We start from the raw sequence: 16,618 nt of genomic DNA, 5'->3' as shown, positions 1-16,618 counted from the left end.
AATGTTTTACAATTTAAAACGCCATAACTTTCAGTAATGAAAAAAATCATTGTTTGTTGCGATGGAACGTGGAATAAACCCGGCATAAAAGACCGGGGTAAACCGGTAAAGACCAATGTGCAAAAAATTTATGAAGCGATCAACTCAGGAACACCGGGAATGCCTCAGCTAAAATATTATGGCCAGGGCGTCGGCACGGGCTTTACCTTAGGAGATATGTTACTCGGCGGAAGCACCGGCCTCGGTATAGATGCCAATATTATGAATGCCTATAAATTCCTGATGTGGAACTACGACCCCGGCGATCAGATATATCTTTTTGGGTTCAGCCGCGGCGCTTATACGGTTCGCAGCCTCGCCGGTTTCATCCGGAATTGTGGCATTATGCAGCCCTCTTTCCTGCATCTTATTCTGGAGGCCTACAATTTATATCGCGACCGCAGTTCGATCACGCATCCTGACAGCGATTTAATGAAGTCGTTTAAAAAAGTCTACGGCATCAACCAGGAGGAAACTTTTATTCATTTCATTGGCGTGTGGGATACTGTTGGAGCGCTGGGCATCCCTTTAAAATGGTTTGACATACTGAACCGCCAGTACCAGTTTCATGATGTAACCATCAGCAGCCAGATTAAATATGCCTATCATGCGCTGGCAGTAGATGAAAAAAGAAAAACGTTTACGCCTACGTTATGGCAGCTAAGCCCCAAAGCAGTTGAAGATGGCTCGCAGATATCCGAACAGGTTTGGTTTCCGGGGGTGCACAGCAATGTAGGCGGCGGGTATGCAGATTCAGGGCTTAGTGATATTGCGTTGCAATGGATGATTGATAAAGCGCACAACACAGGTCTTGAATTTGATAAGAATGCTTTGCAAAACATAAAGCCGGAAACCGGCGGCGAACTAAGAAATTCAACCTCGGGTATTTTTAGGCTTATGAGAAAACTGGTACGGACCATCAATTCGGGGATTACGTATTCTATTGATGAAGAAACCGGTAAGCGCGTGCAACAAAACGTAGTTCGAAATGAAAGCATCCATTACACCTGTATGCAACGGCAGCACCAGCAAAATAAATACAAACCAAAAAATCTTTTAGATGCTATTTCCCGCAGTACTCCCTTCGACCCTGTTAAAGAAAAATGGGAAAATGAGTGGAATGAGTATCTCACCTGAATCCGGAATAAAATAAAAATACTGCTTATTTCTTCGTTTACTCATGGAACAGGAATCCTACCTACAAAAATATTTTTTCATAAAAATAAATACTGTTGACAAAGGGCTGTCAGTACCTGCCAATATTTTTGCTTGCACTAAAAACAAACCATTATGTCACAAGCAACCAACACATTAACGCCACCTGTTCTTTCAAAAGATGACTTGTTAGAACATTGGCAAGGCCACCGCAGCCTTACGCGTAAAGTAATTGCCGCTTTTCCGGAAAATGAATTTTTTAATTTTTCCATCGGGGGCATGCGCACTTTTTCGGAAATCACTAAGGAACTGTTAGGCATTGCGGCGCCCGGTATTGAAGAAATTGTAACCGGAAAAACAGCTTCATTTCAACGCGATTTTGGCACCCATACCAGCAAAGAAGATTTTTTAAAACTATGGGATAAAGACAGTGAAAAAATAAGTTCGCTGTGGACACAGATTCCGGAAGAGCGTTTCCAGGAGCGTATTAAAGCCTTTGGACAGTATGAAGGCACCGTAATTTCGTCTATACAATATTATATGGACAATGAAATTCATCACCGCGCACAAGGATATGTGTATTTGCGCGCGCTTGGTATTGAGCCGCCTCATTTTTATGACAGGTAAGTCAGTTTAATTTTTCAAGCGCCTGGTCCAGGATGCGGCGTACAGAGAACTTTAGCGATGCGGGTTCCAGAATTTGGGCATGGTCTGCAAACATCATATACCATCTTGGAAAGCTCATCTCCACATCAGGGGAATCGAAAGCCATTTCCACCATATCGCCGCAGGTATTTTCTGATAAAAATCCGTGGTAATTACGGCCAAAATGCAGGTAAGGCGCCACGGATTTTTTTACTTTAATGCGTACTCTCGTGGTTTCTGTTTTATTATTCTTATTGCGCAATTGCTGCAGGCTCGGATGTTTTCTTGTAAAAGGAATATCCGTAATTGTAAGCTGGGTAATGCGGTCTATCCTGAACTGACGATAATCCTGCCTCAGGTGGCACCACGCATAGATATACCAAAACTGGTTTTCATGGAAAATGCCAATTACTTCTATTTTTCTTTCTACCGGTTCGTCACTGGCCGGCGATTTATAGTGGAGCAATAACTGGCAACCTACAGACATGCTTTCTGTTACATGTTGCAAGGCATGAGGCAAATCTTTATTGAATCCGTATGGCGAATCCGTGATGTCAATTTGCTCTTCAAGATAAGCTATCATATTTTTTTCATCAGTTCTTAATACAGATTTTATCTTATACATCGCCTTTGTAAAATGGCTGTTCATTAATGGGTCGGTAAATTTTTCCATCAGCTTTTCAGCAGCTACAAAGCTGCCGGCTTCTTCGCGCGAAAACATTACAGGAGGCAGACGGTAACCCTCCATGATGGAATAGCCTGATCCTGCCTCGCCAATGATTGGTACACCGGCGCTGTCAAGTGTTTTGATATCCCGGTAGATGGTGCGCAAGGTTACACCGAATCGTTCAGCAAGGTCTCTTGCTTTTACTATTTTTCTGGATTGTAGCTGGATGAGAATCGCCACGATCCTGTCGAAGCGGTTTGGTATTTGCTCCATTTTAAAAAATTTCGTAAATGTACAAATTCGGATTTGAGAGGATGCTTGTGTACTTAAACCAGGACAAGAATCTGAACAATTTTTTTTAAAAAGTCAGCCACGGCTTTTTGAAAAGAATTGAAGCGCCAGTCTTTCTCTCCTCCAAAATTTATTTTTGTTTTTTTAAAAGAAAATATAAAAAATAAATGATAGTTTTATATAATAAGATAAAATATATGAACATTCGGTGAATCGGCAAAAAAGATAAAGCTGAAACCTGAAATTCAAAAGTGAGAAAGAAAGTTTGGGAAAGAAGGAGGAAAATTATCATTCAACTGCCAACCCTCACAGAATTGTTACCGGAATCCAACAAAAACCTGTCCTGGAAATTACCAACATCATCTAAAATTTAACTCAATCCACGATGGGGCATTTGGTAAAAATACTGGTTGTTGAAGACAATATGCTTATTGGCGCAAAGATAGCCCTACAATTGGCCAGCTTCGGCTATGAGGTCGCAGGCATTTTGCCACAGGGTGAAGAAGCTATCGCATATATGAAGGAGAATATTGTGGATATAATTTTGCTCGATATTAATTTAAAAGAGAAAGCAGATGGGATTGAAACAGCCAAACAAATTCAAAAGCAATTTTCAGTACCCGTGATTTATCTGACAGCTAACGCCGACGAAGCTACTTTTAACAGGGCCAAAATTACCAAACCCGCCGCCTTTATTTCAAAGCCTTTTAAACAAGTAGACTTGCAGCGAGCCATAGAACTTACGATTTGCAGGATGGCAGAAAAACAAACCGGACCAGTATCCGCCGTTGAAAATAGCAATAATCAGCATTTTATTTTAAGAGACCGCATATTTATCCGTAGCCGGGATAAGATGATAAAAATTATGGTGCCTGATATTTTGTATATCGAAGCCGACCGCAATTACAGCCAGGTATTCACCAGGCAAAAAGAATTTCTTTTATCGCTTACGTTAAAGGCCATAGAAGAGAAGCTTCCTGCGGACATCTTTGTAAGAATTCACCGGTCGTATATTATTAATATTTTACAGGTAGAGGAAGTGGCGGAAAGCCACGTGATTATTGGCCAGAAAGCTATTCCGATGAGCGCCGTCCTTAAAGACAATTTGCTTCGAAAAATTCAGACCTTGTAAAAGAAATACAAGGTGGTTGATTTTCCCTTTTGATTCATTCGGATTTATATTCAGCAACGGTTTATTTGCATGAATTTATTGCCCTGATAAAAATTCCCCCTGTTCGCACAAAATATACGGGCCTTCGTCCTCAAATTTGTTATCCGGCTTTCCTTTATAATATGTTTATGTGATAATTCAATTCCTCTCTGAAAAAAAACAACCTGATTAATAACATTTAGCAAATATTCTATAAAGAATTCGCTCACTCCGAGAGAGGTAATATTTCGTTTATGCATCACCGTATGCTCAGATGAAAACGTATTTTTCATAAACGCATTTTAATTACTTCGTGTGTGGCTACCAAAGTCTCATCGCTGTTTCTGTCATTAAAGCCCGGTACAGATTCAATGAGAAAAAAAGAATGCTTTGCTTAAAAAGATTCACTGCACTCCTATAAAAAATTTTATCTCACCTCAAAAAGGTCTTCCTGCAAAGACATCATTGCAGGGGCGATTCCGAAAAGCCAGATGAGTAGGAACAAATTAAAAATTTTAAAAAAAATGAAAAAGATTTTTATCACCGCGGCATTATTTCTATCAGCAATAACCGCCTTTTGCCAGGAAGAAGAAAATGGCACTATTTACATTAAGCATCCCTACATTGACGTGGTAAACCAGTCTTCTGCAGCATACGAAAACCAGGACTGGAACTCGCTTACAAATTTGTATTCAGACACGGCAAAATGGTGGGCTTCCGGAATGAAAAAATTTATTCCTATAGCTGATGCCATGAATGAATGGAAAAAAGATTTCCAGTATTTCGATAGTGTAAAACAAGTTCCGCAGGGCTATCCGGATTATCTCCATTACAAAAAAGGGGATGCAAAAATCGTTCAGTCATGGTATACATGGACAGGCAAATCAAAGAAAACCGGTGAAATGATTAAAGTACCAATCGTGGTATTTGACGAGTTTAACGCTGATGGAAAAATCAGTTTGGAATACATCTATGGCGATTTTTCAAAAGTTGTGCAGGAAGAAGGAGGCATGTAAAAATGAGCAGCAAAGCTTTTTGTCGTTTTGCATTGCAACCAGTTCTAGCATTACAAAGAATAAAATAAAATTTAGATTTATTTATTGCTTTACTGGTGAAGTAGGCCTGGGCAATGCAATCCTGATGAACAATGTGGGCAGTTTCGTAATAATTTATCCTCCGGAAGAATAACCAGATTTAAATACTCCTGAGGTATTCCTATGAAGGCTTTTTGATAGTATGAGCTATTTTTTAAAAATTAAAAAAAGAAATTATGAAAAAGATTTCAATGGTTTTTATCATTATGGTAATGGGTGTTATTTTGTTCTCTTCAGGCTGCAGCCACACACAAAAAGACAATTCAGAAACAAGCAATGACACAACCATGGTTCAGGCTGCACCTCCCGCTTATGGCGGTTTTGAAAGCCAGGTAGCCTGGGGAAAACACCTGGTAGCTATTGGCGGATGCCATGATTGCCATACCCCAAAAAAGATGGGGCCACATGGTCCCGAAGACAATCTGGATATAGCTTTGTCCGGAAGCCCGTCACAATTGCCTTTACCTGTTATCGACCGGAAAGACATAGAAAGTAAGGGCCTGATGGTGATGGGCAACTCGCTTTCGTTTGTAGGTCCGTGGGGCGTTTCTTATGCAGCCAATCTTACATCCGACACTACCACCGGTATTGGAAACTGGACAATAGAACAGTTTAAGAACGTTTTCAAAACAGGTAAATATGGCGGCGCACCGGGCGGAAGAGATTTACTTCCACCGATGCCATGGCAAAACGTGGCTCAAATGACAGATGAAGAATTAGAAGCAGTTTTTGCGTATTTACAATCTACAAAGCCGGTTCACAATATTGTGCCACAACCCCAGCTCCCCGTCTTGGCGATGACGAAATAAGGGCCGGGCAATTATTACAGGTATTTCGGAAAAAAAATTTCCAAAGAGATGACATCTTTTCAAAAGGTGTCATCTCTTTACGAATCTACTGTTTCAGTTTCTATAAAAAAATAAAATCAGGTATCCACCACCGTTGGTGGCATTCCACAAAAACTATGCTCCAATTACCATCATGATTTTACAATTAAAAAATAAATGCAGCAATCTTCTCCAATTCAATTGACAGAAAAACTTCAAGAACCGGCAGGGCTCAAACGGGTAATTGGTGTTTCGGGGCTTGCACTTACTATTGTGAATTTTGTAATTGGTTCAGCCATATTTGTATTGCCAGGCATCGTTGGCGTTCAACTCGGCGGTTATGCGGTTTTCGGCTATCTTTTCGGCGGCCTCATGATAATTTCGATAATGCTTTGCTATGCGGAAACCGGCAGTAAGATAGTAGCTTCCGGCGGCACTTATGCTTATGTAAAAGCTGCCTTTGGCGAATTTCCGGCTTATGTGGTTAACTGGCTTTTCATAATTGCAGTAAGCATTTTGAGCGACGCCGCCATCATCAGTTTGTTTTGCGATTCACTCGGCGTTCTGTTCCCGCTTTTCACAAATTTTTGGATAAGAACTCTGCTTCTTCTTGTTTCTATCGGTTTCATGGCCGCAATAAATGTTGTGGGCGCAAAACAGAGTGTTGCCTTTATTAAAACGGTCACCGTTATCAAACTAATACCGCTTATTGGCATTATTATTTTTGGCTTTTCTCATGTGAAGGCAGGCGCTTTTCATTTTGAACATTTACCGCGCCTGAACACTTTTGGTAGCGTGATGCTGGTATTGTTTTTTGCCTTTCCGGGTTTTGAGTCCGCATTAAGCACCAGTGGCGAAATAAAAAATGCCCACCGCGCTGTTCCGCGGGCAATTATCCTGAGCGGTATTTTTATCGTCTCATTCTACCTTTTATTACAATTTGTAACGCAGGGTGTTTTGGGAAATGAAATGGAAGCGGCTAAAAACGCGCCGCTTGCAGCAGTAGCAGAAAAAATTATTGGGCCTGCCGGTGAAAAAATACTATTGATAACTGCGGCCGTTTCATGTTTCGGTAGCGTTTTCGCCGATATTCTTAATGGACCGCGCTTGCTTTTTGCAGGTGCAAAAGATAATTTATTTCCTAAATTCCTCGCCAGAACCCATACAAAGTTTGCCACTCCCTTTCCTGCAATTATTGTATATGCCTCACTGGTATTTATTATTGCCATAGGCGGAGGCTTTCAGCAACTCGCCATCCTTGCTACTGCTGCCATCCTTTTGATATACCTTGCCGTGGTGCTGGCTACAATAAAATTGAGGTATAGAAAAATAGATGTTGTAGAAAAAACATTTCGCATGCCGGGTGGGATGATTTTTCCTGGCATTGCTATAGTCAGCATTTGTATATTATTACTCAATCTTAAATCAATGGAAATAATATCAGCCATCATTTTCGTCGCCATCGTCAGCATTATCTATTATATTTCAAAGCAGGTAAAGAAATCATCAAGGTTGAGAGCCGAAGAATTGAATATGATTGCCGAGTCAGAACTGATAAATAATTTATGAAGCGAAGAATAAAATGAATAGTTGTTTATATCTTCTTTTACATTACGAAGCAATCGCTAAGCAGTAAACAAGGAAATAATGAGAGACTTTTTAAAAATATGTTGATTTTGCATGCGCTGCGGAAGCGTAAAAGTTTTGCGATACCAACCGATTCCGGCAGGAAGATAAGCCGTAGCGCTTGCCCATTGCTGGCTGAAAGGGCCTTCAATGCTCCAATCGTGAGGAAGGCTTACGTTGCGCCATGAAGCATCATTATATTTGACGGCTTCTCCGTTCTTTACCTCTCCTTTAAAAAATTTCCAATCATTGTCGAAAAGTATTTTTTGCCTGGTAGTTTGCGAAAAACAGGCAAAAGAGAAAATGATAAAAATTGAAAAAAAAGAAAATGAATAAATTTTTTGTCTCATTATCGATGATTTAATTTTTAATCGTTGACGGATACGAAAGTGACGACAGACCTCGCAGGAACAGAAAAAGTATCTTTTATATAGAAGCTTTTGCCTGGTTTTAAATCGCCCAAGTCAGAAGTGATGTAAGGCTTTAACTGGCTGATGTTGCTGTTCTTAATATCTAATTTAATATCCCGGGATTTTATATCAGAATTGATAATTACAATGACCATTTTTTTATTGCTCTTATCGCGATATGCAGAGATAAGAAAGCTAGCATCTGTACCTTCGGTTTAAGCTTCCTGGCTACCGTTAGCTATTTCATGGAGAAGTTTCTCGTCTGTATACAACAATTCATTATAATCCATATCGAGCATTACAATAATCTGTAGAATTTCTTTTACAAATATCGGTGAATAAGAATTGTTTTAAAAAAACATCCTGTTATGGTTGAAATTCAAATCAGCACCAGTGAACTGACAAATACACAAATTTTTTATTCTGAACTCGTTGATTCATTGTATAAAAAAAATTTTCGATGGCTTTGCGATGCGCTCAAAAAGGCCATTTAGCGATTGAATAGCGCGGAAGTCGTATTTTTATCGCCATAACTAAAATATTTTTATTGAAAAATGAGTAATAAAATTTCTGCTGCAATAACGGCTGTAGGCGGCTACGTGCCTGATTACCGGCTCACAAACGCCGAGCTTGAAACCATGGTTGAAACTTCGGACGAATGGATAAAAACCAGGACCGGCGTGGAAGAAAGAAGAATTTTGAAAGGTGAAAATATGGGAATTTCTAAAATGGCCGTGCCCGCAGTTTTGGAATTATGCAAAAAAAGAGGAATTGACCCGATAGAAATTGATTGCCTGATTTGCTGCACGGTTACTCCGGATATGACTTTCCCCGCCACTGCAAATATTATTACTTATGAAATAGGCGCATCGAATGCTTTTGGTTTCGATCTTTCTGCCGCTTGCTCCGGCTTTTTATTTGGCGTAACCACAGGCGCTTCTTTAATTGAAAGTGGACGTTATAAGAAAGTAGTGGTTGTGGGCTCCGATAAAATGAGCGGCATTGTAGATTACAGCGACAGGAAGACCTGCGTTCTTTTTGGCGATGGAGCCGGTGCTCTTTTACTGGAGCCCAATGAAGAAGGTTATGGAATCCAGGACAGCTTATTAAAAACTGATGGCATAGGTTGTGAATACCTGAAGATGGTAGCCGGTGGCTCAGCAAAGCCCGCCTCGATTGAAACGGTAATGGCAAAAGAGCATTACATCTACCAGGAAGGTCCGGCTGTATTTAAATTTGCCGTCAAGGGAATGGCAGATGTTTCTTATGAATTATTAGAAAGAAACCACCTCACCGGTGATGATATCGCATGGCTGGTTCCACACCAGGCCAATAAAAGAATCATTGATGCCACCGCCAACCGGATGGGCCTTAGCATGGACAAAGTAATGATTAACATTCAACGCTATGGAAATACTACTTCCGCCACCATTCCATTATGTTTATGGGAATGGGAAAAACAATTACATAAGGGCGATTTGATTGTTCTTGCAGCTTTTGGCGGCGGATTTACCTGGGGTGCCACACTGGTGAAATGGGCGTATGATACTGAATCATGAGCGGTGAATCGTGAGTAATTGGAACATGTAATGAGTAGTCAAAAATAAAACAACAGTTATTTATTCGTACTGTTTAACCGAACTATTCAACTCCAATGCGTTTCCTTTTCGCTTTTTCAAAATTTAAAATAAGGAACAATATTTGATTCAACTTTGATGAAACAAAATTATTCCTCATGGATAAGAGAGAAAAACTCGGCTCGATGGAAAAAATGATCCGCGAGCTGGATGACATCGTAAACAGCCAGACTTCTTTACTCAAAAAAATTACGCAAATAGAAGCAGACAATATCAATCTCGGCAACAGCCTTTTAGAAAAGCAATTACCTGAAATACATTCAAAGGCCGATGAAACTTTAAATATTGCTTCACAGCTGGTGGAAGAATTTACCGCGGTTAAAGACAAGTTCGTTAAAGATAATAAGCTGGATGAATTGCCACCGGAAGTGTAGTAAATCAATAAATAATTAAACTTTTATTCTACACAAAAAACTTTTATTCTACACAAAAAAAAAAACCTGCAATTAAACCAAAAATGAATAATATAAAAAGCAAAGTAGCTTATATCACAGGCGGAAGTAAAGGAATCGGGCTGGGCATTGCGAGAGCGCTCACTGCGCTGGGGATGAACGTAGCCATTTCCAGCAGGCATCTCGCCGAAACCCAAAAAGCCGCTGCTTCACTTTCTGCTGATGATTCTAAAGTGCTGGCTTTGGAATCGGACGTAAGTTCGATGGCCAGTGAGCAGGAAGCCGTAAAAAAGATTATCGATCATTTCGGCCGGCTTGACGTATTGGTTGCGAATGCCGGCGTGGGACATTTTGCTTCCATCCTCGATTTAACAGAAAACGATTGGAAAAACATGATAGACACCAACCTTACAGGTGTGTTTCACAGTGTAAAAGCCTGCGTGGACGAGCTGAAAAAAAATAAGGGATACATCATAACGATAGCGAGCCTTGCCGGAACTAATTTTTTTGAAAATGGCGCCGCTTATAATGCCAGTAAATTTGGATTGGTAGGTTTTTCACAGGCCATCATGCTGGACCTGCGGAAATATGATATAAAAGTTTCCACCATCATGCCCGGTTCTGTCGCCACTCATTTTGATAACCATACGCCCAGTGACGCCGATTCATGGAAGATTCAGCCGGAAGATATTGGCCAGATTGTAGCCGATCTTTTGCAAATGCCTGCAAGAACATTGCCCAGCAAAGTGGAAGTACGTCCATCGAAGCCATCTAAGTCCTAATAAGTAGCCCTTCCTCCTGACAAATCAAAAGTAAATGCAGTGGTAAAACTATTCATGGGCGACACGATATAGGCCGCGATATTGACTACCTCTTCCAAACTGCCACATCTTTTTGCCGGGATTTTATCTGTCATGTATTTAACCTGTTCCGGCGGCATCATATCCACCAGCGGAGTTTGAATAACAGCAGGCGCGAGCGCATTGATAGTAATCCCCGTTTCCGCATATTCTTTCCCCTGTACTTTGGTCATGCCGATAACCGCCGCTTTTGAGGAACTATAAGCAATCATACCCGCATTTCCTTCTTTTCCGGCAATAGAAGCAATGTGTAATATTCTTCCATAATTCTGATGAAGCATGTGGGGTAATACATATTTTGAAGTAAAATAAGACCCGTAATAATTTACTTCAAAAACTTTTCGGATATCGTCTGTATTTGTATTATGGCTTTGGATGTTGGTTTGCCCCGTAATTCCAGCACTATTAACCAGGATATCAATCGTGCCAAAATCTTGCTGAATAGTATCAATTGTTTCTTTTACCAATTCTTCATTGGTAATATCCAACACATAAGTTTTAGTATCGGGCGGAAAGCTTTTAGCCAACAGCTGAAGTTTCTCATCGTTTTGATCAAGAAGTGCGAGCTTCACTCCTTCACTTGATAAGCGTGCAGCGATAGCGGCTCCAAGCCCCGATGCAGCCCCGGTAATAATTGCAACCTGGTTTTTGAAAGACCTCATTTGTATCTAAGATTATACTGTTAGGTTAAAAAGTAATGAGTTGCTTTCTGCTTCATTTCCTATTCTTTCTTCTTTGCCGTTAATTTCTTTTTCACCACATCTGCCGGGTATTTTAGTGCCAGCTTTCGGATTTCATAACTAAACTCCTCGAAGGTTTCTTTCCATAACCTCGCTTCCTCCGGTGTATATTTATAAAAACCATGTGCATTCGAAATACCTTTCCCACCTGCTTTTACAACGTCGTCTATCAATTCAGGCACTTCGGTTTGCGTACTTAAAGTTGGAAATAAATCTTTCATCACATTATGATATGCCGGGACCCCGGTAATATCCATCCAGCGAAAAATGCCAACCAACGTCATCCAATACCCAGCATTATTACGACAGGCTCGATCTACGTCTTCAATGGTAGCATATCCATTTTCCACTAAATAAAATGCTTCCCTGTACATTGAATACATCAGGCGATTGGTAATGAATCCGCGAATATCTTTTCTTACCAAAGTTGGTTCTTTTCCCCACGAATGAGAAATTTCATAAAGCCATTCTGCATTCTGAATATCACTCTGATCACCACAAATAATCTCCAGGAAGCGGGTAGTGTGCGAGGGTTCCGCCCAATGCAATCCTAAAAAGCGCGAGGGCACACGTGTTTCCTTTTGCAAAATGCTGATAGGAATTGCTGAAGTATTGCTTGTGATTAAAGTGTCATCTGGAACTTCCTTTTCTATTTTTGCATATACAGATTTCTTGATGTCCAGGTTTTCGAGCGTGCATTCAATTACCAGTTTACAATTTTTCAGTAATCCATAATCTTCAGTGATGCTGAGATGGCGCAAAAGATCTTCCGGTGCCTTCAAAGTTATTTTTTCTGCGAATGATTTTTCAAGATGCTCCCTGATACGCGGCATGGCTGTTACCATATCACCGGGAACCGGCGCTAAAGCAATCACAGGATGGCCGGCCATTAGCAAACAAGCCGTAATACTACATCCCATTAGCCCAAGCCCAACTACAGCAACGGTCAGACTTTCCGGCCGGAGATTTAATTCATTCAATTTACCTGAATTTAAAATATAAAAAAGGTTTTAAAAGGATTATGGTATTTGATACTTATTGAATGGTAATAGGCCTTTAAGAATTTTTTTTTAAATCAATATTCGTCGTTCAATGCAAATACCGGCTTGCGATACATCCATTGGCCGCCGGTAAAATCAGGAAATTCTATCGTTTGATTGCCCAGTTCAATGGATTGCTCGCTTAGCGGGGTGATGGCGCTCCATGCGGCTGCATCGTATACGTCCAGCGGGGTGGGTGTTTTTCTTTTTATAGATTCTACAAAGGCGTGAATCACGAAAAAGTCCATGCCGCCATGGCCGGCGCCTTTGGTTTCTTTGCTCCATCTTGCCCAAAGCGGATGATCATACTTATCAAACCATTCTTTTTCATTATCCCATTCATCATTCTTTTTCGATTTATTCTGTATGTAGACACTCTGATTTACATCCATCCACAACCCTTCGGTACCCTGTACACGAAAACCAAGGGAATAAGGCCGCGGTGAATTCGTATCATGTTGCAACAGGATAGTTTCACCATTCGCACAATTAATTGAAGTAGTGATAACATCGCCTGCTTTGAATTTCACTTTTGCGTTAGGATGATTTTCTCCTGCCACATCTACAACGTGTTTGTGAAGGCCTCTAGCCTTTGATGCAAATGAGCACAGCGTAAGGAAACGGTTGCCACGGTTAATATCAATATATTCAGCTATCGGCCCGATGCCATGCGTAGGATATAAATCCCCGTTACGGTGTATAGAATGTTCTGTTCTCCATTTCGCCTCTGAAAAAGCCTTTTCTCCAAATTCTACTCCATGGTCATAGGTGTTTACGCCATCGTTAAACAATACCGTACGTAAATCATGCTGATAACCACCCTGCAGGTGAATCAATTCGCCAAATAATCCCTGGCGCACCATATTGAGAACTGCCATCACATCCCGGCGATAACACACATTTTCCAGCATCATCACATGTGCGTTATATTTTTCTGCTGCTTTCACTACATCCCAATGATCCTGCAAAGTAATTCCCAATATCACTTCGGTAGCCACATATTTCAGGCCGGCCTCAAGCGAGCCCATAATCATTGGCTTATGCCATTCCCAGGGCGTAACAATTAAAACGCCATCAGGCTTCTCATACTGCACCAATTTTTGCCAGGCATAATCATCGCCGGTATAAATTTTCGGCATTTTCTTTCCGCTCTTTTCTATCATCGCTTTTGATTCTTTTAGCACCCTGTCATCTACATCGCAGATGGCCACAAGGTCTACATCATCTCTTCTCAAAAGCAAATCGAGATGACCTTTGCCTCTTGCTCCGACGCCGATTATCGCCATCCGGATTTTAGGAGTATCCGCAGAGGAAGCAAAAATATTTGAGGAAGGAAATACAGATAACCCGATACCGGCAAGCGCGGTATTCTTAATAAAATCTTTTCTTTTCATTGTTTTGTTTTTGATAATGGAAATTGATTTTTCAGAATAATATGAATATAGATAAAATTATAGTATCGCTGCAAACATTTGCTGCAAGGTACACAGCTTATACCCTGCCCATGAAGGGGTCAGATTTGCCAGGTTCACCGGTTTCTGCCCTGCCCGCAAACCTTTTTTCAAATGTATTCTTTCCATTTACCTTAATTGAAGTATCATACCAGTTATAGCTTTTGGAAAGATCTAATACTATTTCCTTTTTATCTTTCGCAGCCAGTTCAAAGGATTGACGTGGATTTTTATAACTGTTATCCACTATTTCGACAGGAAGATTTTTATCTCCGGTATTTTCCAAAATCAAAATAATATTTCCTGTAAACTTCTGCGGCGAATTATTCCGTTTTTCATACGCAAAACCTACACTCAATGCAGGATCGTTTTTATCGCCTGTATACTCCCTGAAAAACCCATTAGGCCCATACACTTTTAAATGATAGCTTTCGTTTTCAAAATTTTCAAGAGACCAATTCGCTTGCAGTTCTTCACCACTGCGCACCGCAAATGACGAGGCTTTCACGTCTTCCACAATTTTTTGATCGTTTTCCGAGAAAGAATATTTTCCGGGCACATACACATTAAATGGCGCACCGTCTGATTGTATTCCGGGCAAGTTATTTGCAACGGAAAAAGTAATTTCAAAAGCATCTTTATCTTTATTCAATTTCCCATCGGCATTCAGTTGATAAGGAAGTGCGCACGAATTTCTGATACCCGGTTCCTGGCGCGAAAGCAACGTTGACAAAGGATTAATCCTCGCATCATTTATTTCGTCATGATGCAATGCGCGGAAATCCGTTGGAAGTTTTTTAAATTTTGCATTATAAATTTTCTCAACAAACGGATCCCTTTTTATAAACTCCGGCAATATAATTTCTTCACCATTGTATTTTCTGAATGCTGAAGTAAGATCTCCGGTCACGGTTCTTCTCCAATCGGTGATGTTGGGTTCACTGATTTCTTTCCCTGTTTTTTGGGATAGAAATTTTTCTAGGAATTGTAAAGTGGATGTATGATCAAATACTTCTGAATTGACCCAGCCGCCTCTTGTCCATGGAGAAGCAATTACCATTGGAACTCTATAACCCAAGCCAACAGGGCTTTCACGCGCATCTTCTTTGTCAACGGTTTCGCGCGACAATTCTTCCTGGAGCGTTACATATTCAGGAGCAGTGTCTATCCCGTCAGAAACTTTACCGCTATTTAGGTCGCCGGGCCTCGGTGCAGTAAAAGGAGGAATATGATCAAAGTACCCGTCGTTTTCATCATAATTCAGAATAAAAATTGTCTTCTTCCATACGTCGGGATTTTTGGTTAAAATATCCAATACTTCCGAAACGTACCACGCGCCAAACCACGGCGCACTGGGATGATCTGAAAAATATTGCGGCGCTACCAGCCACGAAACAGTAGGAAGTTTTCCCTTGTTTACATCTTCTCTAAACTGGTGTAATACATCGCCCTTGGGTAACAAAATCTTGCGTTCTGTTCCGTTGTCATCATAAGTGAACATTTCTATCTTATGATAATCCGGATCGTTCACGTTGGTAGTAAAAGCACTTTTATGAAGATTTTTTTTATAGTCAGGTAGCTTCTCAAAATTTTCTTCGCTCCAAGTCACTATCTCACTCTTATACTTTTCAAGCTGCTGTTGTTTCTGGTCAATTTTCTTCTGAATTTTCTTTGCATGATTTTTATTCGCCTTTTTCAAATCAGTTTGCAACGCAGTAATTTCAACAGGTAATTCCTCTGTTCTTTTTTTCAAAAAATCAATATGGGCTTTGTGAAAACGAACGTTATACTGGCTAAACCATTCGAGATTATTATCCGTAAAATTCGAAAGCCAACTGTCGGCTTCATCTTCGAGTTCCGTCTGTAAGCTCAGTTCGTTTTGATACACGCGCCACGAAATTCCATTGTCCTCCAGCCTTTCAGGAAAAGTTTTATAGCTGGCTTCGCGGTTGTAATATAAATCAGAATTACGCACATCGGCCGGCGCGCCGGGCTCGGGGCGAATTTTCCCGGCCCAAAAAAAGGTACGGTTGGTGGTAGTTCCTGTGAGCGACGAACAAAAGTTTTGATCACAAACTGTGAAAGCATCTGCCATTGCATAATAGAAAGGAATATCTTCACGTGAGTAATGCCCCATAGTCAGCGGCATGTCTTTATAAGCTTTGTTGCCAGGGCGTTTCGCTTCCAGCCACTTATCATATTTTCCATTGTTGCGGGCGTCTGTTTGATTATCCCACGAATGAGGCAGGCCGCCCATCCAGGTGGCTTTGGTATCTTTTATATTCAGCCGGAAAGGCACATATTTTTTTCCTTCATTATTGGTTTGCAACCAAACGGGATCGCCGCCAGGCAGTGAAATAAATCTTGGATCATTAAATCCGCGTACGCCCTGTAAAGTCCCAAAGCAATGATCAAACGAGCGGTTTTCCTGCATCAGGAAAACAACATGTTCAGCATCCATAAATGTGGATCCTTCTTCCGGATTGATAGCAATCGCTCTTTGAATAGAGGCAGGAAGGCTGCTCCAAAGACTCATGCCACCCGCAAGCATAGACGCTTTCTTTAAAAATTCTCTTCGTGTATCCATGACCGTT

General features: G+C 40.8%; 16 protein-coding genes. 9 read left to right on the top strand and 7 right to left on the bottom strand.

Annotated features, from left to right (window positions below; genetic code table 11):
* The first annotated feature begins 36 nt into the window (after positions 1-36).
* A complete protein-coding gene (locus EFY79_RS08205) occupies positions 37-1,176 on the top strand; it encodes a DUF2235 domain-containing protein (protein ID WP_123120211.1) in 1,140 nt (379 codons plus the stop codon).
* 153 nt (positions 1,177-1,329) lie between these two features.
* Entirely contained in the window at positions 1,330-1,821 is a 492-nt protein-coding gene (locus EFY79_RS08200; RefSeq protein WP_123120210.1) for a DinB family protein, read from the top strand.
* Between the two features lies 1 nt (position 1,822).
* On the opposite strand, the gene EFY79_RS08195 is transcribed toward EFY79_RS08200, so the two are convergent.
* The gene (locus tag EFY79_RS08195) at positions 1,823-2,779 is read right to left on the bottom strand and encodes a helix-turn-helix transcriptional regulator (RefSeq protein ID WP_123120209.1); all 957 of its coding nucleotides are present in this window, start codon (positions 2,777-2,779) and stop codon (positions 1,823-1,825) included.
* A 403-nt stretch (positions 2,780-3,182) separates the two neighbouring features.
* Between EFY79_RS08195 and EFY79_RS08190 the strand changes: the two genes are divergently transcribed.
* The 4 genes from EFY79_RS08190 (at position 3,183) to EFY79_RS08165 (ending at position 7,437) form a co-directional block, all read left to right on the top strand.
* Positions 3,183-3,929, top strand: a complete 747-nt coding sequence (locus EFY79_RS08190) for a LytR/AlgR family response regulator transcription factor (RefSeq protein ID WP_123120208.1) — start codon at positions 3,183-3,185, stop codon at positions 3,927-3,929.
* A gap of 542 nt (positions 3,930-4,471) precedes the next feature.
* The gene (locus EFY79_RS08180) at positions 4,472-4,963 is read left to right on the top strand and encodes a nuclear transport factor 2-like protein (protein WP_148041875.1); all 492 of its coding nucleotides are present in this window, start codon (positions 4,472-4,474) and stop codon (positions 4,961-4,963) included.
* Between the two features lie 254 nt (positions 4,964-5,217).
* On the top strand, positions 5,218-5,850 hold the full coding sequence (locus tag EFY79_RS08170; protein ID WP_123120204.1) for a c-type cytochrome: 633 nt from the start codon (positions 5,218-5,220) through the stop codon (positions 5,848-5,850).
* 195 nt (positions 5,851-6,045) lie between these two features.
* On the top strand, positions 6,046-7,437 hold the full coding sequence (locus EFY79_RS08165; protein WP_123120203.1) for an APC family permease: 1,392 nt from the start codon (positions 6,046-6,048) through the stop codon (positions 7,435-7,437).
* 56 nt (positions 7,438-7,493) lie between these two features.
* Here EFY79_RS08165 and EFY79_RS08160 read toward each other — a convergent pair whose 3' ends face one another.
* On the bottom strand, positions 7,494-7,844 hold the full coding sequence (locus tag EFY79_RS08160) for a hypothetical protein (protein WP_123120202.1): 351 nt from the start codon (positions 7,842-7,844) through the stop codon (positions 7,494-7,496).
* Positions 7,845-7,861: 17 nt separating this feature from the next.
* Positions 7,862-8,059 (bottom strand): hypothetical protein, encoded by a 198-nt coding sequence (locus tag EFY79_RS08155; RefSeq protein ID WP_123120201.1) that lies wholly within the window; start codon positions 8,057-8,059, stop codon positions 7,862-7,864.
* 399 nt (positions 8,060-8,458) lie between these two features.
* Here EFY79_RS08155 and EFY79_RS08150 point away from each other — a divergent pair, with 399 nt between their 5' ends.
* The 3 genes from EFY79_RS08150 to EFY79_RS08140 all read left to right on the top strand — a co-directional run bounded on the left by EFY79_RS08150 (position 8,459) and on the right by EFY79_RS08140 (position 10,715).
* Positions 8,459-9,463 carry a beta-ketoacyl-ACP synthase III gene (locus EFY79_RS08150; RefSeq protein ID WP_123120200.1) on the top strand — a complete coding sequence of 335 codons (1,005 nt, stop codon included), beginning with the start codon at positions 8,459-8,461 and terminating at the stop codon, positions 9,461-9,463.
* Positions 9,464-9,639: 176 nt separating this feature from the next.
* A complete protein-coding gene (locus EFY79_RS08145) occupies positions 9,640-9,915 on the top strand; it encodes a hypothetical protein (RefSeq protein WP_123120199.1) in 276 nt (91 codons plus the stop codon).
* Between the two features lie 83 nt (positions 9,916-9,998).
* Positions 9,999-10,715 (top strand): SDR family oxidoreductase, encoded by a 717-nt coding sequence (locus EFY79_RS08140; RefSeq protein WP_199727492.1) that lies wholly within the window; start codon positions 9,999-10,001, stop codon positions 10,713-10,715.
* Here EFY79_RS08140 and EFY79_RS08135 read toward each other — a convergent pair.
* The 4 genes from EFY79_RS08135 to EFY79_RS08120 form a co-directional block, all read right to left on the bottom strand.
* Positions 10,712-11,455: an SDR family NAD(P)-dependent oxidoreductase gene (locus tag EFY79_RS08135; RefSeq protein ID WP_123120198.1), complete on the bottom strand. Its 744-nt coding sequence runs from the start codon at positions 11,453-11,455 to the stop codon at positions 10,712-10,714. The genes EFY79_RS08140 and EFY79_RS08135 overlap by 4 nt on opposite strands.
* Before the next feature lie 59 nt (positions 11,456-11,514).
* Positions 11,515-12,513 carry a 3-hydroxyacyl-CoA dehydrogenase family protein gene (locus EFY79_RS08130; protein WP_123120197.1) on the bottom strand — a complete coding sequence of 333 codons (999 nt, stop codon included), beginning with the start codon at positions 12,511-12,513 and terminating at the stop codon, positions 11,515-11,517.
* A 95-nt stretch (positions 12,514-12,608) separates the two neighbouring features.
* Entirely contained in the window at positions 12,609-13,967 is a 1,359-nt protein-coding gene (locus tag EFY79_RS08125; protein WP_123120196.1) for a Gfo/Idh/MocA family protein, read from the bottom strand.
* A 97-nt stretch (positions 13,968-14,064) separates the two neighbouring features.
* A complete protein-coding gene (locus EFY79_RS08120) occupies positions 14,065-16,611 on the bottom strand; it encodes a phosphocholine-specific phospholipase C (RefSeq protein WP_123120195.1) in 2,547 nt (848 codons plus the stop codon).
* Positions 16,612-16,618 lie beyond the last annotated feature (7 nt).

The organism is Hanamia caeni, assembly GCF_003721595.1.
GTDB classification, from domain to species: Bacteria; Bacteroidota; Bacteroidia; order Chitinophagales; family Chitinophagaceae; genus Ginsengibacter; species Ginsengibacter caeni.
This window is presented reverse-complemented; position numbering and strand designations above follow the sequence as displayed.